A 23879-nucleotide genomic window follows, 5' to 3' on the forward strand; every position below is an offset into this window, starting at 1 on the left:
AGGAGGCGTCCGGGTACATGGAGACGACAAGTAGGGCGGTCGCGCAGGCGCCGGCCGCGGAGGACGGGCAGCGGCTTGCCTCCGCCCAGCGCACGGTCGACGGCTACCTGCTGGCGCCCTTCCCGTGGTACGGCCTCGACGAGGCCTTCACGGGGCCGCGCTGGCTGATGCAGGTCGGCACCTCGGCGGACGGTTCCGTCGAGCACGGTTCGATCGGGCACGGTGACGAGCCCTCCGTGCGCAACGAGTTCGTGTCCGGTTCCCCGGACGACCCCAAGGAGAGGTTCGCGGTCGTCGTCACCGTCGCCGCCAACCCGGTGCGGCGCCTCGCCGACGGCACGGGGCAGCTGGAGGCCACCTCGGTCTCCTCGGCGGCCTGGCTCGCCGGAGTGGGCCTGCTGTCCTTCACCTGGCCCATGCAGATGGACCACGCCCTGCGCGACGACTGGCTGGAGCAGCAGACGGAGACGGCGTGGGTGCTCGCCGACGACCTCACCGGCCCGGACTGGTCGACGCTCTCCCTGCCCGTCGACGGCGTTCCGGCGCCCTTCCACTACCGCGAGTCCGAGTTCGGCTGGGTGCTCGCGGGGTCGACGCAGGAAGGGGTCCACGTGGGGGCGTACGGCCGGGGCATGAGCGCCTACGGGCTCGGCTTCGCCAAGGTCAAGGACATCACCGCCTACGCGTGACAGCTACGACGAAGGGGCGCCGTCCGCAGCGGACGGCGCCCCTTCGTCGTACGAGCGCCTGAGAGCCCGACCAGGGGGCTCAGGAGGCCGCCCGCAGGCGGCGGAGGCTCAGAACTTGTTCTTCGGCGTGATCCCCAGGGACAGCCCCGACAGCCCCCGCTGGCGGCCGCCCAGCTTGCCCGCGATCGCGCGCAGGGCCGAGCCCGCCGGGGAGTCCGGGTCGGTCAGGACGACCGGCTTGCCCTCGTCGCCGCCCTCGCGCAGGCGGACGTCGATCGGGATGCTGCCGAGGACCGGGACCGTCGTGCCGGTGGTGCGGGTCAGGCCGTCGGCGACCAGCTGGCCGCCGCCCGTGCCGAAGACGTCGACCATCTCGCCGCAGTGCGGGCAGGGCAGGCCGGACATGTTCTCGACGACGCCGACGATCTTCTGGTGGGTCTGCACGGCGATCGAGCCGGCCCGCTCGGCGACCTCGGCGGCGGCCTGCTGCGGCGTCGTCACGACCAGGATCTCGGCGTTCGGGACCAGCTGCGCCACGGAGATCGCGATGTCGCCGGTGCCCGGCGGCAGGTCCAGGAGCAGCACGTCCAGGTCGCCCCAGTACACGTCCGCCAGGAACTGCTGGAGCGCGCGGTGCAGCATCGGGCCGCGCCAGACGACCGGCGCGTTGCCCGGGGTGAACATGCCGATGGAGATGACCTTCACGCCGTTCGCCGACGGCGGCATGATCATGTTCTCGACCTGGGTCGGGCGGCCGTCCGCGCCGAGCATCCGCGGCACGCTGTGGCCGTAGATGTCGGCGTCGACCACGCCCACCTTCAGGCCGTCGGCCGCCATCGCCGCCGCCAGGTTCACCGTCACCGAGGACTTGCCGACGCCGCCCTTGCCGGAGGCGACCGCGTAGACCCGGGTGAGGTTGCCCGGCTTGGCGAAGGGGACCTCGCGCTCGGCCTGGCCGCCGCGCAGGGCGTTCGCCAGCTCCTTGCGCTGCTCGTCGCTCATGACGTCGAGCGAGACGTCGACGCGGGTGACGCCCTCGACCCGCGAGACCGCGTCGGTCACACGCTGGGTGATCGTCTCGCGCATGGGACAGCCGGAGACCGTCAGGTACACCGTGACCGCGACCGCTCCGTCCGCGCCGATGTCCACGGATTTGACCATCCCGAGTTCGGTGATGGGTCGGTGGATCTCGGGGTCGTCAACCGTCGCCAGCGCTGCGCGCACCGCGTCTTCCGTAGCCATAAGGACGATGGTACGGCCCGCGGCGGCGGCCCCGGGACCCCCGTCAGCGGTCGTCCATGTCACGCCCGCGCGGGCGCTCTGCCGGGAATACGGCATGTTCGCGATGGCCGTCCCGGAGCTCCTCCAGGTCCTTCATCATGTCCTGCAGCTCCGAGCGGATCCAGTCGCGCGTCGCCACCTCGCCCAGGCCGGTGCGCAGCGCGGCGATCTCCCGGGTCAGGTACTCGGTGTCGGCGATCGACCGCTCGTTCTGCTTGCGGTCCTGTTCCAGGTTGACCCGGTCGCGGTCGTCCTGCCGGTTCTGCGCCAGCAGGATCAGCGGGGCGGCGTAGGAGGCCTGGAGGGACAGCGCCAGCGTCAGGAAGATGAACGGGTACTCGTCGAAGCGCAGATGCCGCGGTGCCGCGACGTTCCACAGCACCCACACCAGGATCACCACCGTCATCCAGACCAGGAACCGCCCGGTGCCGATGAAGCGGGCGATCCGCTCCGACATCCGCCCGAAGGCCTCCGGGTCGTACTCCGGCAGCAGCCTGCGCCGGGGAGCGCGCGGCTGGTCCAGCCGGCCCGCCCGGGGCCGGCCGGCGGCGGTGGCGCCCGCCGGGTGGCGCTCGCGGACGCTGTCACGGTCAGCTGCCATGGGCGCCCGCCCCCTTGCCCGGTCCGGCAGCTGGTCCGGCGCTCGGTCCGGCAGCCGGTCCGCCGCCCCGTCCGGCCGCCGGTCCGGCCACCGGTCCGAGAGCCGCCTGCTCGTCCAGGTGGAACTCGGTCTCCCGCCAGTCCTCCGGCAGCATGTGGTCCAGCACGTCGTCCACGGTGACCGCGCCCAGCAGCGAGCCGGCCTCGTCGACGACGGGCGCCGCCACCATGTCGTAGGTCGCGAAGAACCCGGCGACCACGGGCAGCGCGGCGTCCGGGGCGAGCGGCTGGAGATCGTCGTCGAGGAGCGAGCTGACCAGGGTGTAGGGCGGGTCGCGCAGCAGCCGCTGGAAGTGGACCGTGCCCAGGTACTTGCCGGTCGGGGTCTCGTCGGGCGGACGGCAGACGTAGACCTGGGCGGCGAGCGCGGGGGACAGGTCGGGGTTGCGGACGCGGGCCAGGGCGTCTGCGACGGTCGCGTCCGGGCGCAGCACGATCGGCTCGGTCGTCATCAGACCGCCCGCCGTGTGCTCCTCGTACGACATCAGCCGCCGCATCTCGGCCGCGTCGGCGGGCTGCATCAGGCCCAGCAGCCGCTCCTGCTCCTCCACGGGCAGCTCGCCGAGCAGGTCGGCCGCGTCGTCCGGGTCCATGGCCTCCAGGACGTCGGCCGCGCGCTCGCCCTTCAGCTTGCCGAGGATCTCGATCTGGTCGTCCTCGGGAAGCTCCTCGAGGACATCGGCGAGCCGGTCGTCGTCCAGGGCGGCGGCGACCTCGGCGCGCCGCTTGGGGGAGAGGTGGTGCAGCACGTTGGCGAGGTCCGCGGGGCGCAGCTGTTCGAACGTGGCGAGCAGGTTCTCCGCGCCCTGCCCGTGCTCCTCCAGGGAGAAGCCGGTGACCGCCGACCACTCGACCGTCAGCGTCTCGCCCCTGCCGCGCCGGAAGGCGCCGCCCTTGCGTCCCTTGCGGACGAAGACCCGGTCGATCTCCCAGTCCCGGCGCGCGGGCAACTGCTGCACCGACAGGTCCAGGACGGTGACCTCCTCACCGGTCTCCACCAGCGTCACCCGCCGGTCCAGCAGTTCACCGAAGACGAGCCGCTCGGTGGGCCGCTGCTCGAACCGCCGGACGTTGAGCACGCCCGTGGTGATGACCTCGCCGGACTCGATGCTCGTCACCCGGGTCATGGGCAGGAAGATGCGCCGCCGGGTGGAGAGTTCGACGACCAGCCCGAGCAGCCGGGGCGGCCGGCGCCCGACGCGCAGCATGACGACCAGATCCCGCACGCGCCCCACCTGGTCGCCGGCCGGATCGAAGACGGCGACGCCGGACAGGTGCGAGACGAAGATCCGCGGGGCGCCCGCTGCCATGGCCGCGCCTCCCTTGTCGTTGTGCCTGCTTGCCGTTGTGCCTGCTGTGCCCTTGTTCCTGCTGTGCCCTTGTGTCTGCGTGCCGTTGCGGCGTTGTCGCGTGCTCTGCCGTTGCGCGTGCTCGTGATGCGTACGGCATCTCGTGGGTGTGGTGGGTGTCTTTTCCCGCTTGCCCGTTCAGGTGGGCTTCAGGCTAGCCCGTCCGGTTCGGATACGCCCTGGTGAGCGGTCCGGACGGACTGGCTCCGTTCCTCGTCGGCGGCACCGGTACGCTGCGTTACGCCGCTTCGGGTATCACCCGTCGCACCTCTCGCATGCCTCGCACCCGTCGCTCCCGTCAGAAAGGCAGCGCCACCTGTGACCGCGATTCCCCAGGGCCGCCGTTCCCGCCGGGCCGCGCTGGTGAGCGCGCTGTGCGCGCTGGTCGCCGTCACGGGAGCGGGACTCGCGGGGTGCTCCGAGAAGGATCCGGACGCGGGCACCAACGGCGTCGGCAAACTGCCGGCCGACCGGATCCAGGCCAGGACGCGGACGGCGGCGGACTCCGCGGACGCCGTGCACCTGTCCGGGAACGTCGTCAGCAACGGCCGTACGTACCGGCTCGACATGCGCCTGAAGGCCGACGGCGGATCCGGCTCGGTCACCTCGCAGGGAGTGACCTTCGGGCTGCTGCGGATCGGCAAGAAGCTGTATCTGAAGGCGGACGCCGACTTCTGGAGCCACGCCGAGGGCGACGGCAAGGACGGTGGCGGCGGCACGGACACGGGCGCCGCCGACAAGCTCGACGGCAAGTACGTGAAGGTGCCGCAGGACGACCCCGCGTACCAGCGCTTCAGCGGCTTCACCGACAAGAACGTCCTCCTCGACGGCCTGCTCACGCTGCACGGCACCCTGGCCGCGGACGGCCACCACGAGCAGTCCGGCGTCCGCACCATCCGCATCACCGGCGGCAAGGGCACCGGCGGCACCCTGGACGTCTCCCTGGAGGGCACGCCCTACCCGGTGCGCCTGGTGCGCGCGGGCGACGCGGGAACGCTCACCTTCTCGGAGTGGGGCAAGGACTTCTCCCTGACCGAACCGGACAAGAACGACACGGTCGACTACGGCAAGCAGCTGCCGACGTCCTGAAACACCCGCACCCTCACGCTCACCCGCACCCTCACGCTCGCCCCGCCTCCGGTGGCCCGGCTACTTCCGCCGCCGCTTCCGCAGCAGCAGCCGGGGCAGTCCGGCCGGGATCGGCCGGCGGGTCGTCGCGGGCGTCGGCAGCGGAGCCTGGGCCAGCGAGCCGTCGGGCAGCGGTGCGACCGTCCCCGTCGGCTCCAGGCGCAGGACGCGGCACTCGCGGGCCCACCGGTCGGTCATGGCCTCGCCGTCGGGCGCGTTCAGGCGTTTGCCCTTGAGCTCCGCCACCGCCGCCTGCCACGCCTGAGACCCGGGCGCGAGCTCCACGACCTTCGCGGCCCAGGTGACCAGCCGGCCGCCCTTGTCCTTGCTGCGCACCGTCACCTCGGCGACACCCCCGTCGGCCAGGTGCGGCAGCGGCTGCTCGCCGGGGCCGCCGCCGACCAGGCAGGCCGCGCCCTCGTGCCAGACGTGCCACAGGGCACGGGCCGGGACGCCGGGGCCCTTGACCCAGATGAGGCCGGACTTCTTCGTGGCCTCCTCGACGAGGGCCAGGTCGAGCGTCGCTCTTGTCATGGCAGAAGACTAACGAGGGACGGGGCCCTGCCCACGAGGGCCGTCGCCGCCACCGGCAGGCCTCACAGCCAGCCGTTCCGCTTCAGTGTGCGGTGGATGCCGAGGCAGATCGCGACCGTGATGCTCATGATCACCGGGTAGCCGTACCTCCAGTGCAGCTCCGGCATGTACGTGAAGTTCATGCCGTAGACCCCGCACACCATCGTCGGGACGGCGATGATCGCGGCCCAGGCGGTGATCTTCCGCATGTCCTCGTTCTGCGCCACGGACGCCTGGGCGAGGTTGGCCTGGAGGATGGAGTTGAGCAGTTCGTCGAAGGCGATGACCTGCTCCTGGACACGGGCGAGGTGGTCGGCGACGTCCCGGAAGTACTTCTGGATGTCCGGGTCGATCAGCCGCATCGGCCGCTCGCTCAGCAGCTGCATGGGCCGCAGCAGCGGCGAGACCGCCCGCTTGAACTCCATGACCTCACGCTTGAGCTGGTAGATCCGGCCGGCGTCGGTGCCGCGCGGGGTCCGGCCCCGGCCCGGCGAGAACACCTCGGTCTCGACCTCGTCCACGTCGTCCTGAAGGGCGGACGCGACCGCGATGTAGCCGTCGACGACATGGTCGGCGATGGCGTGCAGGACGGCCGAGGGGCCCTTGGCCAGCAGTTCGGGGTCGTCCTGGAGCCGGTGCCGCAGGGCGCGCAGCGAGCCCTGGCCGCCGTGCCGGACGGTGATAAAGAAGTCCCGCCCGGTGAAGCACATCACCTCGCCGGTCTCGACGACCTCGCTGTTGGCCGTGAGCCGGTCGTGGTCGACGTAGTGGACGGTCTTGAAGACGGTGAAGAGGGAGTCGTCGTAGCGCTCCAGCTTGGGCCGCTGGTGGGCCTGGACCGCGTCCTCGACGGCCAGCGGGTGCAGTCCGAACTCGGTGGCGATACCGGCGAATTCCGCTTCGGTCGGCTCGTGCAGCCCGATCCACACGAAGCCGCCGTCGCGCCGCACATGGCGCATGGCCTCCTGCGGGGTGAGCGGCTTCGGCGTCTCGAGGCGTGCACCGTCGCGGTAGACGGCGCAGTCGACGACGGCGGAGGACGACGCCGGGTCGCGCGTGGTGTCGTACGCGCCGGTCTCCTTGCGCGGCGCCGGACGGGACGGGCGGACCACGGCACGCAGGTCACGAATCATCGACATGGCGGGGCTCCTTCGCGACGAGCAACGAAGAGCCGCCGACAGCGGTCGGAACTGCCCGGAATGAGGACGTCCGGTGCGTAGATGTTTCGCACGTCCACAAAGCGGGGAGCACCGCACCGTCGCGGTGGCGGGCTTCATTGCTGATTCAGCTACTGACGCAGATCAGGCAAAGCGAGACGTAGTGCTCTTCCGCGTGAAGGCGCGCATACGGGAGGCGGTGGCCAGACAGTACGAGCAGACGCAACCGGAAAAGGCTGCGTCAACGGCGGGAAGAGCGGGTGCTACTGCACGGTCGACTTCGATCCATGACAGCCCCACCTCCTCCGGCCGGTCCCTCGTAAGGGAGTTCCCTCGGCGTCGGGACCCGATAGCAACGCTTCTGCGTGCTGCCCCGAACCACCGGGCAAGAATATCAGTCGGCCGACGTGTCAAGGCGCCGCTTTGCCCGCTACTGACGAGTTCTATGCTCGCCGCATGGTTGATGTTCTTCCTCTGGTCGAGGCCCGGTTGCGTTCCGCGCTCGGCGAGCCGGACGCGCGGGCGGCGGTCACCTTCCTCGGCACGGACCGCATCGAGGTGCTCCGCTTCGCCGGCGAGGACGGGGAGGGGGCCATCGTCCGCTACGCCACCCTCGGCATGTCCGCGCACCCGATGACGGACCCCACGGCGATGCTCGCCGACCCCGTCAAGGGGCCGCGTGCCGAACTCGTCCTGTCGGTCAGGGCCGGCCTCGCCGACACCGGCAAGGTGCTCCGCCCGCTGGCCGTGCTGGCCGCGTCCCCGCAGGTCGAGGGCGTGGTCGTGGCGCCCGGGGCCTCGCTCGACGTCGGCGAGCCGCTGTGGCCCGGCGCGCCCTTCACCTCGGTCCTGGTGGCCGAGCCGGGCGGCCTGGTGGAGGACCTGGAGCTCGACGCGCCGCTGGACCCCGTGCGGTTCCTGCCGTTGCTGCCGATGACACCGAACGAGGCCGCCTGGAAGCGGGTGCACGGCGCGCAGGCCCTCCAGGAGCGCTGGCTGACGAACGGGACGGACCTGCGGGACCCCGCCCGCCGGTCCGTCCCGCTGGAGTGACCGATCTCACTCAACGAATCGCCGAGGAGCGTCAGTTGGCGAACACCGCGACGCTGTCCTGGGTCGCGTGCTGCGGCTGGTGCTCCTCCGCCTCGTGCGTGAGCGCACGGCGCCGCAGCAGGACCACGAGCGCGCCCGCGAGCGCCGTGGCGCCGGCGACCACGAAGGGGATGTGGAGGTCGGTCCACTCCTCGATCTTCGGCGCCAGATAGGGCGCGGCGGCGGCCGCGAACCAGCGCACGAAGTTGTAGCCCGCGCTCGCCACCGGGCGCGGAGCGTCCGACACGCCGAGGGCGAGCTCGGTGTAGACGGTGTTGTTCACTCCGATGAACGCGCCGGACAGGATCGTGCAGACGATCGCGGTGGTGTGGTCGCCGTAGCCGAGCACGACCACGTCGGCGGCGAGCAGCACCAGCGAACCGCCGAGCACCTTCAGCGAGCCGAACCGCTTCTGCATGCGCGGTGCCACGATCACCGAGAAGACGGCGAGGAGCACGCCCCAGGCGAAGAACACCGCGCCCGACTTGTACGGCGTCATGTTCAGCACGAACGGCGTGAAGGCCAGCACGGTGAAGAACGTGTAGTTGTAGAAGAACGCCGAGACCGCCGCCGAGGCGAGACCGCCGTGGCCGAGCGCCTTGATCGGGTCCAGCAGCGAGGTCCTGCGGGCCGGCCTCGGCTGCTCCTTCAGGAACGCCGTGATGCACAGGAAGCCGACGGCCATCAGGAACGCGGTGCCGAAGAACGGGTAGCGCCAGCTGGCGTCACCGAGCAGCGCGCCGAGCAGCGGGCCGCACGCCATGCCCAGGCCGAGCGCCGACTCGTAGAGGAGGATCGCGGCGGCGCTGCCCCCGGCCGCCGCGCCGACGATCACGGCGAGGGCGGTGGAGACGAACAGCGCGTTGCCGAGTCCCCAGCCGGCCCGGTAGCCGACCAGCTGGCCGACCGAGCCGGAGGTGCCGGCCAGGGCGGCGAAGACCACGACGAACGCGAGGCCGAGCAGCAGGGTCTTGCGTCCGCCGATGCGGCTGGAGACGAAGCCGGTCACCAGCATCGCGAAGGCGGTGATCAGGAAGTACGAGGTGAACAGCAGGGAGACCTGGCTGGCGGTGGCGTTCAGGCCCTTGGCGATGGAGGGCAGGATCGGGTCGACGAGCCCGATGCCCATGAAGGCGACGACGGACGCGCCGGCCGTCGCCCAGACGGCCTTCGGTTGCCGCAGGATGCTGCCCGCTCCCGCGTCGAAGGGGTCCTCGGCCATGCCGTGCTCCAATCCCGGTGAGATCGCCGTGAGGTAGAGGGTCGCCAATTTGGTTGGCTTATACACATAGTAAGTTAGCTCGGCTAATTGATGCAACATGCATCTAGTTCTGCCTGGTCAGGTGTTCCCTCCGGTCGGGTGATCGTCCTTGACGCGGCGCGGTCCGGGTAGGACCGTGGGGCCCTATGAGGGGCGAACCCAGTTGCCCGAAGTGCGGTGGCCGGGTCAGGGCTCCCGGACTCTTCAGCGACGCCTGGCGGTGCGAGGTGCACGGGACGGTGTATCCGCTGCAGCCCGTGATCCCGCCCAGCGTCGAGGCCCTTGGTGTGGTCATGCACCGCACCCAGGTGCCGGTGTGGATGCCGTGGCCGCTGCCGGTCGGCTGGCTGTTCACCGGCGTGGTCTACGCGGGTGACGACCGCAGCGGCGGTCGCGCCACCGCCGTCGCCTGCTCGGGTCCCGGCCCGCTCGGCGGTGTGGGGGAGCTGATCCTGGTCGCCGAGGAACTCGGCGTCGGCCTCGGCGCGCGCTACGCCGGCATCGACGGCCCGGACCCCGGGCCGTCCCTGAACGTGGAGAAGCCGCCGGACGCCAAGGTGCTGGCCGGTGGCCGCCCCACCCCGCTCTGGCACGTCTCCGGTGCCCCGGTCGACCGCGCCGTGTTCGCGGGCGAGGCGCGCGGGCTGTGGCTGTGGGCGGTGGTGTGGCCCGAGCAGTCGGGGCTGCTGATGTACGACGAACTGGTGCTGGCCGACCTGCGCGACGCCGGCGCCGAGGTCGAGCTGGTGCCGTGCGGGGCGCTCTCGCCGCGGCTGCTGCATCCCTAGGGGCCGGCTGTCGTCTCCGCAGGGACGCCCGGACCTGAGGTGCGGAGGATTGGGGAGGGGGGAAGAGGGAGGGGGAGCGTGTAGGGGGCGTCCCGGCGTCTCGGGTGTGACAGGGCATGCTCCGGCTCCCGTTATCCTTGGGTGTCCCCTTCCGTCCCGTCACCGCCTGGAGTCCGTGTCGTGCGCATCGATCTGCACACCCACTCCACCGCGTCCGACGGCACGGACACCCCGGCCGAGCTGGTGCTGAACGCCGCGGCGGCCGGTCTGGACGTCGTCGCGCTGACCGACCACGACACCACCCGCGGACACGCCGAGGCGATCGCCGCGCTGCCCGAGGGGCTCACCCTCGTCACCGGCGCCGAGCTGTCCTGCCGTATCGACGGCACCAGCATGCACATGCTGGCCTACCTCTTCGACCCCACCGAGCCGGCCCTGCTCGCCGAGCGTGAGCTGGTCCGGGACGACCGGGTGCCGCGGGCCAAGGGCATGATCGCCAAGCTGAACGCGCTCGGCGTGCCGGTGACCTGGGAGCAGGTCGCGAGGATCGCGGGCGACGGCTCGGTCGGACGGCCGCACATCGCCTCCGCGCTCGTCGAGCTCGGTGTCGTACCGACCGTGGGCGACGCCTTCACCGACCAGTGGCTGGCCGACGGCGGCCGGGCCTACGTCGAGAAGCACGAGACGGACCCCTTCGAGGCGATCCGGCTGGTCAAGGGGGCCGGCGGGGTCTGCGTGTTCGCCCACCCGGCGGCCGTCAAGCGGGGCCGCACGGTGCCGGAGTCCGCCATCGCCGAGATGGCCGCCGCGGGACTGGACGGCATCGAGGTCGACCACATGGACCACGACCCGGACACCCGGGCGCGGCTGCGCGGCCTTGCCGCGGAACTGGGGCTGCTGGTCACCGGTTCCAGCGACTACCACGGCAGCCGGAAGTCCGTCTCGCTCGGCGAGTTCACCACGGACCCCGAGGTCTACGGGGAGATCACCCGGCGGGCTGCCGGGGCGTTCCCGGTGCCGGGCGCCGGCGGAGTCTGAGCCACGACGCTTCGGTCCACTCTCACCTCTTCACTTCTTTCGCAAGGCCCTCATGTTCGACGTCGCCGTCTTCGGCTCTCTCTTTCTGACCCTTTTTGTCATCATGGATCCCCCTGGGATCACTCCGATCTTCATAGCGCTGACCGGTGGACGCGCCGCACGGGTGCAGCGGCGGATGGCGTTCCAGGCCGTCTGCGTGGCCGGCGGGGTGATCACGGTGTTCGGCCTGCTCGGCCACCAGATCCTCGACTATCTGCACGTCTCCGTGCCCGCGCTGATGATCGCGGGCGGGCTGCTGCTCCTGCTCATCGCGCTCGACCTGCTCACCGGCAAGACCGACGAGCCGAAACAGACGAAGGACGTGAACGTCGCCCTCGTCCCGCTGGGCATGCCGCTGCTCGCCGGTCCCGGCGCGATCGTGTCCGTGATCCTCGCCGTGCAGAGGGCCGACAGCGTGGCCACGCAGGTGTCGGTGTGGTCGGCGATCCTCGCGATCCACGTCGTGCTGTGGCTGGTGATGCGCTACTCGCTGCTGATCATCCGGGTCATCAAGGACGGCGGTGTGGTGCTGGTGACCCGGTTGGCGGGCATGATGCTGTCCGCGATCGCCGTGCAGCAGATCATCAACGGTGTCCTCCAGGTGGTCCGGGGCGCCTGAGGCCGATATGCAAGAAGCCCCCGTACGGCGTGAGTGCCGTACGGGGGCTCGAAGCGTCAAAAACGGTCCGCCGTTACGAGGCTGTGGTCTCGGCCGGGCGGATCCAGAGCCGCTGGCCGATCGCGGCGGCCTGCTGAACGATCCGGTTGACGGAGGCGGCGTCCACGACGGTGCTGTCCACGGTGGTGCCGTCGACCTCGTCGAGTCGCATGATCTCGAAGCGCACGGGCTTCTCCCTTCGTCTGGTCATCCTCCTGCGGAGAATTACTGGTGAGGTGGGTGGTTTACGGGGAGGTTGAGCCCCGTGTTCCATGCATAGTCAACGATCCGTGTGTTACGAACATTCCCTAAACTAAAGAAATTTTTCGAACGTCTAATTACTGACCGGTAGAGAGCGGTTGCTCGACCGACCGGGACCGGTTGTGTTCGCAGCGTGATCGCCGGGACAATGGAGGCGATGAACGAGGCCATGAACGAGGACCATGCGGCGCTGGCCGCCCGCATCGACCGGACGAACGAGCTGCTGGAACGCATGCTCGCCGAGGTGGCCAAGACACCCTCGACCCATGCGATCTTCGTCGACGCCGGCTACCTCTACGCCGCCGTGGGCCGGCTGGTCGCCGGGACGGAGGACCGCCGCGCCTTCGATCTGGACGCCGAGGGTCTGATCGACGCGCTCATCGACCGCGCCCGGACCGTCTTCGCCGACAGCCGGCTGCTGCGCGTCTACTGGTACGACGGCGCCCGCCGCCGCATCCACACCGCCGAGCAGCAGTCCATCGCCGAACTGCCCGACGTCAAGGTCCGCCTCGGCAACCTCAACGCCAACAACCAGCAGAAGGGCGTCGACTCACTGATCCGGACGGACCTGGAGTCCCTGGCCCGGCACCGCGCCATCAGCGACGCGGCCCTGCTCGGCGGCGACGAGGACCTGGTCTCGGCGGTCGAGGCCGCCCAGGGCTACGGCGCCCGGGTCCACCTCTGGGGCATCGAGGCGCCCGAGGGCCGCAACCAGGCCGAGCCGCTGCTGTGGGAGGTCGACAGCCAGCGCACCCTCGACCTCGACTTCTTCAAGCCGTACGTCTCCCGGCGCACGGCCGTGACGTACGACCCGGCGGGCGGCGTCCGGCCCAGCCGCGACGACGTCCGCTTCGTGGGCGCGCAGATCGCCGCGAAGTGGCTCGCGGCACGCGGCCGGGACACCCTGGTGGAACTCCTCCCCGGCCATCCCTACCTGCCCGGCTCGGTCGACCAGGACCTCCTGGTCGAGGCCGAGGGGCTGCTGCAGTACTCGCTGCGCGGCCAGGCCGACCTGCGCCGCGCCCTGCGGGACGGCTTCTGGGACCACTTGCAGGCGCAGTACTAGCAGTACCAGCGGTGCTTCGGCCCTCGGTGGCACTCAGTGGGCGCCGGTCCGGCGCGGGGCCTCGGTCTCGTCCGTGTCGCGGGTGGCGTCGTCCCAGAAGTCGGCGAGGGCGCGGGCGGTGGGGAGCGGCTGGTCGCAGTTGGGGGAGTGCTCGGCGCCCACGACGACCGTGCGCCGGGCGCCGAGCCGTACGGCCATGTCGTCCAGGAGCGGCAGCGGCCAGGTCTCGTCCCGCGCCCCCGACAGCACATGGAACGGCAGCCCGACCGCCACGAGTTCGGCGACGCGGTCCGGCTCGGTGCACAACTGGTACCCGGTGGCGAGGAGTTGCGCGGGCTTGTTGCCCAGCCAGCGCCGCCGAAGGTCCTCCCGGGCATCGAGGCCCGCGTCCGGCGCCGTGTCCGTCTCCTCGGGCGGCTCCATCGCCTGGATGACGTCCCACACCTGGGCCATCGTCATCACACCCAGCGCGTCCCGCAGCAGCTTCACCCGCTGCCGCTGCGAGGCGGAGATCTGCGCCGGGCCCGAGGCCATGAGAGTGAGTGAGAGAAAGGGGGAGCGGTCGAGCAGCACGGCCGCGCGGGCGATCTGCCCGCCCAGGGAGTGCCCGAGCAGATGCACGCGTGTGCCGAGCGCCTCGGCCTGTGCGAGGACGTCCCGCGCGAGTTCCTCCTGTGCGTACGCCGACTCGTCGTGCGCCGGCCCGTCCGACTCGAACTGGCCTCGCCCGTCCACGGCCACGGTCCGGTAGCCGCGCGCCGCGAGCGGTTCGTGCAGCGGGTTGAAGTCCTCCTTGCTCCCGGTGAACCCCGGCAGCAGCAGCGCGGTGCCCCGCGCCTGGGCACCGGGCGCCGCGGGCGCGTCGACGACGGCGAACTCACCGCGAGCGGTGCGCAACCGGTAGGCCCGGGCACCGGCCGGCGGACGGAAGGTCGGAGGCCTGCTCATGCCGCGAGGTTATCGGGCGCGCGGGCGAAGGACGCGGGCGGAACGCCTCCATCACGGGCGCGTCACCGTGTGGAGGGACGCCGACGGCCCGGTCCCACACGAGGTGGGCCGGGCCGTCGGGTCGTGAGCTCAGGCCTCCGCGGACTCCACCGAGGCCGCCGCCTTCCGGGTGCGCCGCGCCCTGGGCTTGGCCTCCGGCTCGGGCTCACCGGTGGCCTGCGCCGGGATCTCCGCGGTCACGGGCTCGGCGGCCTTGCGGGTGCGGCGGCGCGGCTTGACCTCGTCGGCACCGTCGACGACGGCAGCCGTCGCCTCGGGGGCCGCGGCGGCCTTCTTCCGGGTGCGCCGGGGCTTGGCCTCGGCCTCGGTCGCGCCTTCGGCGGTATCGACCGCCGCTTCGGCGGTGACGGGCTCGGCGGCCTTGCGGGTGCGGCGGCGCGGCTTGGCCTCCGCCTCCTCGGCGACCGCCGTCGCCTCGGCAGCGGCGGCCGTCTTCTTGCGCGTACGGCGCGGCTTGGCCTCCGTGCCCTCGGTGGCGTCGCCGGTGTCGGCGGCGGCTTCCGGTGCGGAGGCCGCGGCCTTGCGGGTGCGCTTCGGCCTGGCCTCGGCGGCGGTCACGCCCTCGGCCGTCTCGACGGCGTCGTCGGCGGTGGCCGCGGCCTTCCGGGTGCGCTTCGGCTTCGCCTCGGCGTCCTGCGGCGACCCGGCCGTGGCAGCCGTGGCGGCCGTCTTCCGGGTGCGCCGGGGCTTGGCTTCGGACGCCGTTGCGCCTTCGGCGGTGTCGACCGCCGATTCCGGGGCGGCGGCCTTCTTGCGGGTGCGGCGCGGCTTGGCCTCGGCCTCGGTCGCGCCTTCGGCGGTGTCGACCGCCGCTTCGGCGGTGACGGGCTCGGCGGCCTTGCGGGTGCGGCGGCGGGGCTTGGGCTCCTCCGCCTGTCCCGCCTGTCCCACCTGTTCCGCCGACTCGGCCTGCTGCGCCTTGCCCTCCGCCGTGTCCGACGTGGTCTGGGCGGTGGCGGCCACCTTCTTGCGGGCACGGCGCGCGGCCGGCGCCTGCTCGGTGTCCTCGGTGTCGACTGCGACCGCGGTCTCGGCCGTGACGGGCGATGCCTCGGCCGTGACGGCCGACGCCTCGACCGTGCGCTCCGCCGACTTGCGGGTGCGGCGGCGGCGCGGCTTTTCCGGGGTCTCGGGGGCGTCGAGGGCCGGGCCCTCCGCCGTCGTCACCACGGCCTCCGCGGCCGCCGGCGACTCGGCAGTGTCCTCCGGGGCCTCCGGGGCCACGGAGGCAGCGGTTGCCACCGGCTGCGCCGCCGCGCCGCCGCGCGTGCGCCGACGTCGGCGCGGGGTACGGGTGGTGGTCTCGTCCCCGGCCGTGGATCCCGCCGACGCGACATCGGACGGGGCGTCCGCGACCGGCGTGTGCGAAGACGCCGTACCGGAGGCCGCCGTATCCGAGTCCACCGGTGCGCCGCCGCGCGTCCGGCGGCGCCGCCGCGGGGTGCGCGCCGGGCGCTCACGCTCGCGCTCGCGGTCGGTGGAGCGCGCCTCGCCGCGACCGCCCCGGCCACCGCGCCCGCGGGCGCCGCGACCGCCGGTCTCGCCGAGGTCCTCCAGCTCCTCCGCGTCCAGTCCGGCGCGGGTCCGCTCCGAGCGCGGCAGGGTGCCCTTCGTGCCCGCGGGGATGTCCAGGTCGGAGAACAGGTGCGGGGAGCTCGAGTACGTCTCCACCGGGTCGTTGAAGTCCAGCTCCAGCGCCTTGTTGATCAACTGCCAGCGCGGAATGTCGTCCCAGTCGACGAGGGTGATCGCCGTGCCCTTGGCGCCCGCGCGACCGGTACGGCCGACCCGGTGCAGGTACGTCTTCTCGTCCTCGGGGGACTGGTAGTTGATGACGTGGGTCACGCCCTCGACGTCGATGCCGCGCGCGGCGACGTCGGTGCAGACGAGGACGTCGACCTTGCCGTTGCGGAAGGCGCGCAGCGCCTGCTCGCGGGCGCCCTGGCCGAGGTCGCCGTGGACCGCGCCGGAGGCGAAGCCGCGACGCTGGAGCTGCTCGGCGATGTCGGCCGCCGTGCGCTTGGTCCGGCAGAAGATCATCGCCAGCCCGCGGCCTTCGGCCTGCAGTATGCGGGCGACCATCTCGGGCTTGTCCATGGAGTGCGCGCGGTAGACGAACTGCTTGATGTTCGCGACCGTCACGCCCTCGTCGTCCGGCGCGGTGGCGCGGATGTGCGTGGGCCGGGACATGTAGCGGCGCGCGAGGCCGATGACCGCGCCCGGCATGGTCGCCGAGAACAGCATGGTCTGCCGCTTGGCCGGCAGCATGTCGATGATCTTCTCGACGTCGGGGAGGAAGCCCAGGTCGAGCATCTCGTCGGCCTCGTCGAGCACCAGGCACTTGACGTGCTTCAGATTCAGCTTCTTCTGGCCGGCCAGGTCCAGCAGGCGGCCCGGGGTGCCGACGACCACGTCGACGCCCTTCTTCAGGGCCTCCACCTGGGGTTCGTAGGCCCGGCCGCCGTAGATCGCGGTGACCCGCACGTTGCGCACCTTGCCGGCGGTCAACAGGTCGTTGGTGACCTGGACGCACAGCTCGCGCGTGGGGACGACGACCAGCGCCTGCGGGGAGTCGGTGAGAGCCTCGGGCTCGGCGCGGCCCGCCTCGACGTCGGCGGGCACGGTCACGCGCTCGAGGAGCGGAAGGCCGAAGCCGAGCGTCTTGCCGGTGCCGGTCTTGGCCTGGCCGATGACGTCCGTGCCGGAGAGGGCGACGGGGAGGGTCATCTCCTGGATGGGGAAGGGAGTGGTGATGCCGACGGCCTCCAGGGCCTCGGCGGTCTCGGGGAGGATCCCGAGGGATCGGAACGTCGTAGTCAGGGTGCTGCCTCTTCTGTGTGCGCGGTGCGAGGCGAGCGCGGGGGTCTTGTCGCGTGACCGTGCCTTGGGGACGTCGGCCGCCGTACGGGCATACCGCTCAGGCAAGCCGTATGGCACGGGACCTCTGCCGACGCTCTAGCGCTCGTACCGCTTGGAGGTCCCTCCGGTCGTCGTACGCACAGTGGCGTACGGCCTGGGAGGGCTGTCGGGTCGGAGCCGATCGGGCCACCGACCGGGCATCCTCATGCGTGCGGCCTGTCGAGGCACACCGAAACACGTCGGCGTACCAGCAGGCGCATTACCACCATACCCCGGAATCGTGCACACGCGATGGCCGATTTGGTCACGTAGTCGTCGTCACACCGGTTGACCGGGTCCTTCGAAGGGGCGGCGAGCGGGCTATTGTGCGCTTCATGACGAGCTCTGACAAGCCTGAGAACGCCGCCGACGCCCCCGCCGAACGCACCGGGATCGCCGCCCAGGACTGGACGACGGCCGCCGCGGACCCGCAGTACCGCGCCGCGGTCGTGGACCTGCTCGGGGCTCTCGCGTACGGGGAGCTCGCGGCCTTCGAGCGGCTCGCGGAGGACGCCAAGCTGGCGCCCACCCTCGCGGACAAGGCCGAGCTGGCGAAGATGGCGTCGGCCGAGTTCCACCACTTCGAGCGGCTGCGCGACCGGCTCACGGAGATCGGGGAGGAGCCGACGGCCGCGATGGACCCGTTCGTCGCCGCGCTCGACGGCTTCCACAAGCAGACGGCGCCCTCGGACTGGCTGGAAGGGCTCGTCAAGGCGTACGTCGGCGACTCGATCGCCAGCGACTTCTACCGCGAGGTCGCCGTCCGCCTGGACTCCGACACGCGCGAGCTGGTCCTCGCCGTCCTCGACGACACCGGGCACGCCGGGTTCGCCGTGGAGAAGGTGCGCGCGGCGATCGAGGCGGACCCGCGCGTGGGCGGCCGGCTCGCGCTGTGGGCGCGCCGCCTGATGGGCGAGGCCCTGTCGCAGTCCCAGCGGGTCGTGGCCGACCGGGACGCGCTGTCCACGATGCTCGTCGGCGGCGTCGCGGACGGCTTCGACCTCGCCGAGGTCGGCAAGATGTTCTCCCGGATCACCGAGGCCCACACCAAGCGGATGGCCGCGCTGGGCCTGGCGGCGTGAGCCCCTGCGCCTGAGCCCCCGCGCCCGAGTTCCCGCGCCCTGGTTCCCGGCGGTCCTCGGCGGCTACGCCGTCAGGGATCGTCGGCGCAGGCGGCCGGCCGGGCGCAGCAGCAGGGACAGGGAGGCGGCGGAGACGACCGCAGCGCCCAGCAGGTTCAGCAGGATGCCGCCGGAGCCCAGCGCGCTGTGGGTGACGAACCCCCCGAACAGCGCACCCGCCACGGCGGTCGACAGGACCAGCAGGCGGGACGGCAGCCGGTGGGACAGCCGGTGGAACGCGGCCCAGCCGAGCAGCAGACCGAGCACGGCGGAGCCGAGCGTTTCCAAGAACATGAGGGTCCCTCCCAGGCGGTCGGCCGGAGCCTCTCGGTCGTAGCCGGTCATACCCCTGACCTGCGGAACACAACCCTCCCCTGTGGGCTGTTCGTGCGCCACCTGTGAACGGGCCGGCAGAACGAGACGAGCGGGGTCCCGCCGACCACCGGCCGGCTGGACCCCGCTCGCGTTCTCGACTCGCGTGACTACAGCGCGCCGAAGCCCACCTTGCGCGGCGACGGCTCGCCCAGCTCGACGTACGCCAGACGCTCGGCCGGGATCAGCACCTTACGGCCGTGCTCGTCCACGAGGGTCAGCAGCTGCGACTTGCCGGCCAGCGCCTCGGCGACCGCCCGCTCGACCTCCTCGGGGCTCTGACCGCTCTCCAGAACGATCTCGCGAGGCGCGTGCTGCACGCCGATCTTGACCTCCACGGCTATGTCCCTCCGACGGTCAGTGAAGTGCGCGGCCTTCCGCGCCGTACCCAGCACACATTAGCCCGGTGAGGGGATCCGTACGCTGCGCCCGGGCACGCCAGGAGCGAACAGCCGGCGGGAACAATCCCGCCGGTTCGCCCCGCCGGCTCGGCCTGCGCTCCGGCAGACAGGTCCGGCAGGCAGATCCGGTAGGCAGGTCCCGCAAGCGGATCCGGTAGGCAGATCCGGCAGGCAGGCTCAGTGGTGCTGCTGCTGTTCGGTGCCGTGCAGCGGGAAGCCCGCGATGCCGCGCCACGCCAGCGACGTCAGCAGCTGGACCGCCTGGTCGCGCGGGACGCTGCGGTCGCTGTGCAGCCACGAGCGGGCCACCACCTGGGCGAGGCCGCCCAGGCCCGAGGCGAGCAGCATCGACTCGGCGCGCGAGAGACCGGTGTCCTCGGCGATGACGTCGCAGATCGCCTCGGCGCACTCCACCGTGACCTTGTCGACGCGCTCGCGCACCGCGGGCTCGTTCGTCAGGTCCGACTCGAAGACCAGCCGGAAGGCCCCGCCGTCGTCCTCGACGTAGGCGAAGTAGGCGTCCATCGTGGCGCGCACGCGCTGCTTGTTGTCCGTCGTCGACGCCAGCGCGTTGCGCACGGCCTGGATGAGCGACTCGCAGTGCTGGTCCAGCAGTGCGAGATAGAGGTCGAGCTTGCCCGGGAAGTGCTGGTAGAGCACCGGCTTGCTGACGCCGGCCCGCTCGGCGATGTCGTCCATGGCCGCCGAGTGGTAGCCCTGCGCCACGAAGACTTCCTGAGCGGCGCCCAGCAGTTGGTTCCGTCGGGCACGGCGCGGCAGGCGCGTGCCTCGCGGGCGTGCCGCCTCTGTCTGCTCGATGGCTGTCACGCCGCCTCCCAAAGTCGTCCCTGTGCGGTGTGCGCCGCGCCGCCATCGTACTTTTCGGTAACCGTACTGTGCGCGGTGCGAGCGCAGAATTTCACGTACCGGACGGTGAAGAAACCGGTCCAATGGTTTCGAACGGGTTCAGTTAGGGCATACGAGGGCTCCACCGCTGTTCAGTCGTGGTGGTCGGGCCGCTCAGCGGTGCGTCGGCCGTCAGCGGTAGTCGTCCTCGTCGAGGGACACGACCCGCGCCTGCTCGACGAGGTCGGCCTCGTTCGCCCGGTCGGGCTCCACGCGCGTCAGCGGCTCGTCGCGTTCCTGCGCCAGCTCCGCCTGCTGCTCGGCGATGTCGCCCTCCGGGGCCTCGACGTCGATCTCCGGGACGTTCTCCTCCTCGTTCTCGTTCTCGAACGTCTCGGGATCGGTGGGGTCGACTGCCATGCCCGGGCTCCCTTCTTGTGAGTGTCCCCGGAAGAAACAGGGGCTACATGCGGGTGCCCTCTGTACGAGCGTAGGAGACACCCGATGTGGACGCCATGCGGTCCGGGGCCCGAATACCGCTGCGAACACAGCTCCGAATGCGCGCGATCTGTGACGGCGAACACATGAGCCGGTACGTGATCGTCTCGTAACATTGCCGCATGTCTTCGACCGAGCTGCCCTCCGTGCCGCCCGCCAACGTTCTTCCCAGGGTGGCACCCGTCAGGGTCGAGGAGGGCGAGCGACTGCGCTCGGTCGGACTGTCGGGGATCACCCTGACGGTGCGTTCCAGGCCGCCCGCCCAAAAGGGCCTGCCGCCCGCGCTGTACGTCCACGGGCTCGGCGGCTCCTCGCAGAACTGGTCGGCGCTGATGGCGCTGCTCCAGGACGTCGTGGACGGCGAGGCGATCGACCTGCCGGGCTTCGGGGACTCTCCGCCGCCGGACGACGGCAACTACTCGGTCACCGCCCACGCGCGCGCGGTCATCCGTTTTCTGGACGCCTCCGACCGCGGGCCGGTCCACCTGCTCGGCAACTCGCTCGGCGGTGCCGTCTCCACGCGCGTCGCCGCGCTGCGCCCGGACCTCGTCCGGACGCTGACGCTGGTCTCGCCCGCGCTGCCCGAGCTGCGGGTGCAGCGCAGCGCCGTGCCGACGGCGCTGCTGGCGCTCCCCGGCGTGGCCGCCTTCTTCACCCGGCTCACCCGGGAGTGGACGGCGGAGCAGCGGGTCCGTGGAGTGATGGCCCTCTGCTACGGCGATCCGGGGCGGGTCACGCCCGAGGGGTTCCGCAATGCGGTGGAGGAGATGGAACGCCGGCTGCGGCTTCCGTACTTCTGGGATGCCATGGCGCGCTCCGCGCGCGGGATCGTGGACGCGTACACGCTGGGCGGCCAGCACGGACTGTGGCGCCAGGCCGAGCGCGTCCTCGCGCCCACGCTGCTGATCTACGGCGGCCGGGACCAGCTCGTCGGCTACCGCATGGCCCACCGTGCCGCCCGTGCCTTCCGCGACTCCCGCCTCCTCACTCTGCCGGACGCGGGCCATGTCGCCATGATGGAGTACCCGGAGACGGTGGCGACGGCCTTCCGAGAACTGCTCGCGGACACGGGGGAGGTTCCACCGAGAGGGACGGGCGTTGCGCAGGCTCCGCCGAGAGAGGCGGTCGAGGGGGCGGCTGGGACGAGAAGGGCGGACGCGGGGGATGGGCCGGTGAGACAGGTGGACGCGGAGGAGGCATCGGTGGGTCCGGTGAATCCCGTGGGTCCGGTGGGTCCGGTGAGAGAGCGCGCCGGCTCGGACGGCGCGGGGGCCGATGACGGGCCTTCCGGCGTGAGTATGGGGGGCTGAGGGACCAGGTGGGACGCCACAGCCGTCGCGGACCGGCCCCCAAGGGCGACACCGCGGACACAGCCGCAACACGGGACGGCGGCCGAGGCCGCCCGGGAACGGGCTCCGTACCGGGGCAGGGCACGGGCACGGCCCCCGAGGGCCGACCGGGGCCAGGCATGGGTCCAGGTTCGGGTTCGGGTCCGGGTTCGGGTCCGAGCAGGGTGCCGCCCGCGCGGTGGCCGGGCTCCGGCCCGCTGCCAGGACAGCGACCGATGGGCGGTGTCCCGGCATACGAGACGTATGGGGCATACGGCGTCCCCGAGGGGCCCTCGACCCCGGTCCCGGGCGCACCGACCGGCTTCACCTCCGGCTCACCCGGCTTCCCTGGCGGCACACCGGCACACGGTGTCCCGCGCCTGCCCGACGGCACGCCCGCCCACGGTGTTCCGCGGTTCCCGGACGGCACGCCCGCCCATGGGGTCCCGCGCCTGCCCGACGGCACTCCGGCGCGCGGAGTCCCGCGCCTGCCCGACGGCGCTGCTACCCCCGGGGGTCCGCGTCTCTCCGGCGGGACACCCGCGCAGGGGGTGCCCCGCTTCCCCGACGGAACACCGGCGCACGGCGTCCCCCGCTTCCCCGACGGCACGCCCGCCCATGGGGTCCCCCACTTCCCTGGTGGCACGCCGGCCCATGGGGTCCCCCGCTTCCCCGGCGGCGCGCCTGCCCACGTGGCCCCGCGCCTGCCTGACGGCACGCCCGCCCACGGCGTGCCCCGGCTCCCCGACGGCACGCCCGCCCACGGTGTTCCCCGGCTCCCCGACGGCACCCCGGCCCATGGTGTGCCGCGAGCTCGGGGGGGACATCCGGAGCAGCGTGAAGGCGGGGGCGGCTGGGGAGAGTTGGGGCCGCGTGCCGGTGGGGCGGGCGGCGCGGTGCCGGGACGGGCAGGGGCGCCCGGCCTCGGCGCCTCGGCAGGGCCCGGTGCTGCCGCGGGCATGGCAGCCCGCCCCGGCGTACCGATCCCCCGGCAGCGGCGGGCACCCGAGGCGGGACCCCGCCAGGAGTATCTCGACGCCTTCGGCGACAGTGACGGCGTCGACGACGTCTTCACGCCCCGGCCCCGCAACGGCGGGACGGGGACGTATCTCTCGGCCGGCCCGGCGGCCGCTGCCGCCCCCGGCGCTCCGATAGCTCAGGCCTCCCCGGACTCAATGGCCTCCCCAGCCTCAACGGCCTCCACTGCCTCCACGGCCGCCGCGGCGGGGCGCGTCGCCGAGGCCGGCACCGACGAGGACGACGCACCGCCCACCGGCGCACCCGCGCCGGGCGGCAGCACCAAGGGGCGGACGTTCACCGGCATCGCGGCCGCCGCCGTCACCACCGTGCTCGCCGTCATCGTCGCCGGGCAGGTCACGGACGGCCACGCCGGCACCGGCGCGGGATCGAAGTCCGCCACCGACCAGGCCCGCGACGCCCGCGACGACGCGGGCACGGACCAGCAGGCGGCACCGTCCGTGCCGGCCGCCGCACCTGCGCTGACGTACAGCCAGAAGATGAACGCGAAGTACGCGCTCAGCCCCACCCTCAAGGGCTCGGGCAGGTTCCAGGCGGTGCCGGGCTTCGCCAAGGCGCCGGGCAAGGGCCGGAAGTACACCTACCGGGTCGATGTGGAGGAGGGCCTGGGACTCGACGGGGCTCTCTTCGCCGAGGCCGTGCAGAAGACGCTCAACGACGACCGCAGCTGGGCCCACGACGGCGCCCGTAAGTTCGAGCGCGTCTCCTCCGGCCGGCCCGATTTCGTGATCACGCTCGCCAGCCCCGGCACCACCGCCGTCTGGTGCGCCAAGTCCGGCCTGGACACCACCGAGGACAACGTCTCCTGCGACTCCGCCGCCACCGAGCGCGTGATGATCAACGCCTACCGGTGGGCGCAGGGCTCGAAGACCTACGGCGACAAGATGTACGCCTACCGGCAGATGCTGATCAACCACGAGGTCGGCCACCGGCTGGGTCACGGCCATGTCACCTGCGACAAGGACGGCGCGCTCGCGCCGGTCATGCAGCAGCAGACGAAGTTCCTGGACCACGACGGAATCCACTGCCTGCCCAACCCCTGGCCGTATCCCGTGAGTTGACGCGAGCCGCCGACGCTCGACCGTGATGCCGCCGCCGGCCGCAGGGGCGCGCGCGAAGGGAGTCGAACCGTCGACGCGGGCATGACGTCACGTGTCCGAATGATCTCCTAGCGCGACAGAACGCGACCCGCACGGGAAAGTTACGACCGTTCACCCCTTTTGGTGGCGCGACGGCGACCAGCGCGACCTTGCCTTCCAGTGAACGTGGATGTGGACGTGACATGTCCGGCCTCCTGTGCGTCTTCCCGTGGTGTCCTCGTCGAGGGTG

23 protein-coding genes are annotated in these 23879 nt (G+C 72.1%); 10 read left to right on the forward strand and 13 right to left on the reverse strand.

Features of this window, described 5'->3' with window-relative positions:
* Nucleotides 1-17: 17 nt before the first annotated feature.
* A complete protein-coding gene (locus tag ABZ484_RS23710) occupies nt 18-689 on the forward strand; it encodes a hypothetical protein (RefSeq protein WP_358867912.1) in 672 nt (223 codons plus the stop codon).
* A 108-nt stretch (nt 690-797) separates the two neighbouring features.
* Here the strand turns inward: ABZ484_RS23710 and ABZ484_RS23715 are convergent, their stop codons facing one another.
* From ABZ484_RS23715 to ABZ484_RS23725, 3 genes are read right to left on the reverse strand one after another with little or no spacing between them, the layout of a single operon-like run.
* The gene (locus tag ABZ484_RS23715) at nt 798-1931 is read right to left on the reverse strand and encodes an Mrp/NBP35 family ATP-binding protein (protein ID WP_358867913.1); all 1134 of its coding nucleotides are present in this window, start codon (nt 1929-1931) and stop codon (nt 798-800) included.
* Between the two features lie 43 nt (nt 1932-1974).
* Nucleotides 1975-2571 carry a DUF1003 domain-containing protein gene (locus ABZ484_RS23720; protein WP_358867914.1) on the reverse strand — a complete coding sequence of 199 codons (597 nt, stop codon included), beginning with the start codon at nt 2569-2571 and terminating at the stop codon, nt 1975-1977.
* Nucleotides 2561-3940: a CBS domain-containing protein gene (locus ABZ484_RS23725; protein ID WP_358867915.1), complete on the reverse strand. Its 1380-nt coding sequence runs from the start codon at nt 3938-3940 to the stop codon at nt 2561-2563. Before ABZ484_RS23725 ends, ABZ484_RS23720 begins: the two co-directional genes overlap by 11 nt.
* Before the next feature lie 357 nt (nt 3941-4297).
* Here ABZ484_RS23725 and ABZ484_RS23730 point away from each other — a divergent pair, with 357 nt between their 5' ends.
* Complete coding sequence (locus tag ABZ484_RS23730; RefSeq protein WP_358867916.1) at nt 4298-5068, forward strand: hypothetical protein; 771 nt, start codon at nt 4298-4300, stop codon at nt 5066-5068.
* A gap of 60 nt (nt 5069-5128) precedes the next feature.
* Here ABZ484_RS23730 and ABZ484_RS23735 read toward each other — a convergent pair whose 3' ends face one another.
* Nucleotides 5129-5641, reverse strand: coding sequence for a hypothetical protein (locus ABZ484_RS23735; protein WP_358867917.1), 513 nt, complete (start codon nt 5639-5641; stop codon nt 5129-5131).
* A gap of 62 nt (nt 5642-5703) precedes the next feature.
* Complete coding sequence (locus ABZ484_RS23740; RefSeq protein WP_358867918.1) at nt 5704-6819, reverse strand: magnesium and cobalt transport protein CorA; 1116 nt, start codon at nt 6817-6819, stop codon at nt 5704-5706.
* 474 nt (nt 6820-7293) lie between these two features.
* On the opposite strand from ABZ484_RS23740, the gene ABZ484_RS23745 reads away from it, so the two are divergent.
* On the forward strand, nt 7294-7890 hold the full coding sequence (locus ABZ484_RS23745) for a suppressor of fused domain protein (protein WP_030176240.1): 597 nt from the start codon (nt 7294-7296) through the stop codon (nt 7888-7890).
* A gap of 31 nt (nt 7891-7921) precedes the next feature.
* On the opposite strand, the gene ABZ484_RS23750 is transcribed toward ABZ484_RS23745, so the two are convergent.
* A complete protein-coding gene (locus ABZ484_RS23750; RefSeq protein ID WP_358867919.1) occupies nt 7922-9151 on the reverse strand; it encodes an MFS transporter in 1230 nt (409 codons plus the stop codon).
* Between the two features lie 185 nt (nt 9152-9336).
* Between ABZ484_RS23750 and ABZ484_RS23755 the strand changes: the two genes are divergently transcribed.
* The 3 genes from ABZ484_RS23755 (at nt 9337) to ABZ484_RS23765 (ending at nt 11674) form a co-directional block, all read left to right on the forward strand.
* Entirely contained in the window at nt 9337-9978 is a 642-nt protein-coding gene (locus ABZ484_RS23755; RefSeq protein ID WP_358867920.1) for a DUF6758 family protein, read from the forward strand.
* A 180-nt stretch (nt 9979-10158) separates the two neighbouring features.
* The gene (locus ABZ484_RS23760; protein ID WP_358867921.1) at nt 10159-11016 is read left to right on the forward strand and encodes a PHP domain-containing protein; all 858 of its coding nucleotides are present in this window, start codon (nt 10159-10161) and stop codon (nt 11014-11016) included.
* 52 nt (nt 11017-11068) lie between these two features.
* Nucleotides 11069-11674 carry a MarC family protein gene (locus ABZ484_RS23765; RefSeq protein WP_358867922.1) on the forward strand — a complete coding sequence of 202 codons (606 nt, stop codon included), beginning with the start codon at nt 11069-11071 and terminating at the stop codon, nt 11672-11674.
* Between the two features lie 73 nt (nt 11675-11747).
* Here ABZ484_RS23765 and ABZ484_RS23770 read toward each other — a convergent pair whose 3' ends face one another.
* Nucleotides 11748-11924 carry a hypothetical protein gene (locus ABZ484_RS23770; RefSeq protein WP_159007048.1) on the reverse strand — a complete coding sequence of 59 codons (177 nt, stop codon included), beginning with the start codon at nt 11922-11924 and terminating at the stop codon, nt 11748-11750.
* Nucleotides 11925-12131: 207 nt separating this feature from the next.
* Here ABZ484_RS23770 and ABZ484_RS23775 point away from each other — a divergent pair, with 207 nt between their 5' ends.
* Nucleotides 12132-13040: an NYN domain-containing protein gene (locus tag ABZ484_RS23775; RefSeq protein WP_358867923.1), complete on the forward strand. Its 909-nt coding sequence runs from the start codon at nt 12132-12134 to the stop codon at nt 13038-13040.
* A gap of 33 nt (nt 13041-13073) precedes the next feature.
* Here ABZ484_RS23775 and ABZ484_RS23780 read toward each other — a convergent pair whose 3' ends face one another.
* Entirely contained in the window at nt 13074-13988 is a 915-nt protein-coding gene (locus ABZ484_RS23780) for an alpha/beta hydrolase (RefSeq protein ID WP_358867924.1), read from the reverse strand.
* A gap of 129 nt (nt 13989-14117) precedes the next feature.
* A complete protein-coding gene (locus ABZ484_RS23785) occupies nt 14118-16775 on the reverse strand; it encodes a DEAD/DEAH box helicase (RefSeq protein ID WP_358867934.1) in 2658 nt (885 codons plus the stop codon).
* 506 nt (nt 16776-17281) lie between these two features.
* On the opposite strand from ABZ484_RS23785, the gene ABZ484_RS23790 reads away from it, so the two are divergent.
* Nucleotides 17282-18028 carry a ferritin-like fold-containing protein gene (locus ABZ484_RS23790; protein ID WP_358867925.1) on the forward strand — a complete coding sequence of 249 codons (747 nt, stop codon included), beginning with the start codon at nt 17282-17284 and terminating at the stop codon, nt 18026-18028.
* A gap of 63 nt (nt 18029-18091) precedes the next feature.
* Here the strand turns inward: ABZ484_RS23790 and ABZ484_RS23795 are convergent, their stop codons facing one another.
* The 4 genes from ABZ484_RS23795 to ABZ484_RS23810 all read right to left on the reverse strand — a co-directional run bounded on the left by ABZ484_RS23795 (nt 18092) and on the right by ABZ484_RS23810 (nt 20106).
* Entirely contained in the window at nt 18092-18361 is a 270-nt protein-coding gene (locus ABZ484_RS23795; RefSeq protein ID WP_358867926.1) for a hypothetical protein, read from the reverse strand.
* A 188-nt stretch (nt 18362-18549) separates the two neighbouring features.
* The gene (locus ABZ484_RS23800) at nt 18550-18777 is read right to left on the reverse strand and encodes a DUF3107 domain-containing protein (protein ID WP_030176223.1); all 228 of its coding nucleotides are present in this window, start codon (nt 18775-18777) and stop codon (nt 18550-18552) included.
* Between the two features lie 240 nt (nt 18778-19017).
* A complete protein-coding gene (locus ABZ484_RS23805) occupies nt 19018-19668 on the reverse strand; it encodes a TetR/AcrR family transcriptional regulator (protein WP_358867927.1) in 651 nt (216 codons plus the stop codon).
* Nucleotides 19669-19878: 210 nt separating this feature from the next.
* Nucleotides 19879-20106, reverse strand: a complete 228-nt coding sequence (locus ABZ484_RS23810) for a hypothetical protein (protein WP_030176217.1) — start codon at nt 20104-20106, stop codon at nt 19879-19881.
* 200 nt (nt 20107-20306) lie between these two features.
* On the opposite strand from ABZ484_RS23810, the gene ABZ484_RS23815 reads away from it, so the two are divergent.
* Together ABZ484_RS23815 and ABZ484_RS23820 are read left to right on the forward strand one after the other, a co-directional pair.
* Nucleotides 20307-21494 (forward strand): alpha/beta fold hydrolase, encoded by a 1188-nt coding sequence (locus ABZ484_RS23815; protein WP_358867928.1) that lies wholly within the window; start codon nt 20307-20309, stop codon nt 21492-21494.
* 569 nt (nt 21495-22063) lie between these two features.
* Complete coding sequence (locus ABZ484_RS23820) at nt 22064-23611, forward strand: DUF3152 domain-containing protein (protein WP_358867929.1); 1548 nt, start codon at nt 22064-22066, stop codon at nt 23609-23611.
* The last annotated feature ends 268 nt before the right edge of the window (nt 23612-23879 follow it).

It is taken from the genome of Streptomyces sp. NPDC006393 (assembly GCF_040628575.1).
GTDB lineage: Bacteria > Actinomycetota > Actinomycetes > Streptomycetales > Streptomycetaceae > Streptomyces.

Excerpts from the sequence above, each read along its gene's own strand:
- ABZ484_RS23815 (WP_358867928.1), top strand. The coding sequence starts at position 20,307 with ATGTCTTCGACCGAGCTGCCCTCCGTGCCGCCCGCCAACGTTCTTCCC.
- ABZ484_RS23810 (WP_030176217.1), bottom strand. The coding sequence starts at position 20,106 with ATGGCAGTCGACCCCACCGATCCCGAGACGTTCGAGAACGAGAACGAG.
- ABZ484_RS23780 (WP_358867924.1), bottom strand. The coding sequence starts at position 13,988 with ATGAGCAGGCCTCCGACCTTCCGTCCGCCGGCCGGTGCCCGGGCCTAC.
- ABZ484_RS23765 (WP_358867922.1), top strand. The coding sequence starts at position 11,069 with ATGTTCGACGTCGCCGTCTTCGGCTCTCTCTTTCTGACCCTTTTTGTC.
- ABZ484_RS23740 (WP_358867918.1), bottom strand. The coding sequence starts at position 6,819 with ATGTCGATGATTCGTGACCTGCGTGCCGTGGTCCGCCCGTCCCGTCCG.
- ABZ484_RS23715 (WP_358867913.1), bottom strand. The coding sequence starts at position 1,931 with ATGGCTACGGAAGACGCGGTGCGCGCAGCGCTGGCGACGGTTGACGAC.
- ABZ484_RS23790 (WP_358867925.1), top strand. The coding sequence starts at position 17,282 with ATGACGAGCTCTGACAAGCCTGAGAACGCCGCCGACGCCCCCGCCGAA.
- ABZ484_RS23720 (WP_358867914.1), bottom strand. The coding sequence starts at position 2,571 with ATGGCAGCTGACCGTGACAGCGTCCGCGAGCGCCACCCGGCGGGCGCC.
- ABZ484_RS23770 (WP_159007048.1), bottom strand. The coding sequence starts at position 11,924 with ATGACCAGACGAAGGGAGAAGCCCGTGCGCTTCGAGATCATGCGACTC.
- ABZ484_RS23785 (WP_358867934.1), bottom strand. The coding sequence starts at position 16,775 with ATGACCCTCCCCGTCGCCCTCTCCGGCACGGACGTCATCGGCCAGGCC.
- ABZ484_RS23725 (WP_358867915.1), bottom strand. The coding sequence starts at position 3,940 with ATGGCAGCGGGCGCCCCGCGGATCTTCGTCTCGCACCTGTCCGGCGTC.
- ABZ484_RS23750 (WP_358867919.1), bottom strand. The coding sequence starts at position 9,151 with ATGGCCGAGGACCCCTTCGACGCGGGAGCGGGCAGCATCCTGCGGCAA.
- ABZ484_RS23795 (WP_358867926.1), bottom strand. The coding sequence starts at position 18,361 with ATGTTCTTGGAAACGCTCGGCTCCGCCGTGCTCGGTCTGCTGCTCGGC.
- ABZ484_RS23735 (WP_358867917.1), bottom strand. The coding sequence starts at position 5,641 with ATGACAAGAGCGACGCTCGACCTGGCCCTCGTCGAGGAGGCCACGAAG.
- ABZ484_RS23710 (WP_358867912.1), top strand. The coding sequence starts at position 18 with ATGGAGACGACAAGTAGGGCGGTCGCGCAGGCGCCGGCCGCGGAGGAC.
- ABZ484_RS23745 (WP_030176240.1), top strand. The coding sequence starts at position 7,294 with ATGGTTGATGTTCTTCCTCTGGTCGAGGCCCGGTTGCGTTCCGCGCTC.
- ABZ484_RS23775 (WP_358867923.1), top strand. The coding sequence starts at position 12,132 with ATGAACGAGGCCATGAACGAGGACCATGCGGCGCTGGCCGCCCGCATC.
- ABZ484_RS23755 (WP_358867920.1), top strand. The coding sequence starts at position 9,337 with ATGAGGGGCGAACCCAGTTGCCCGAAGTGCGGTGGCCGGGTCAGGGCT.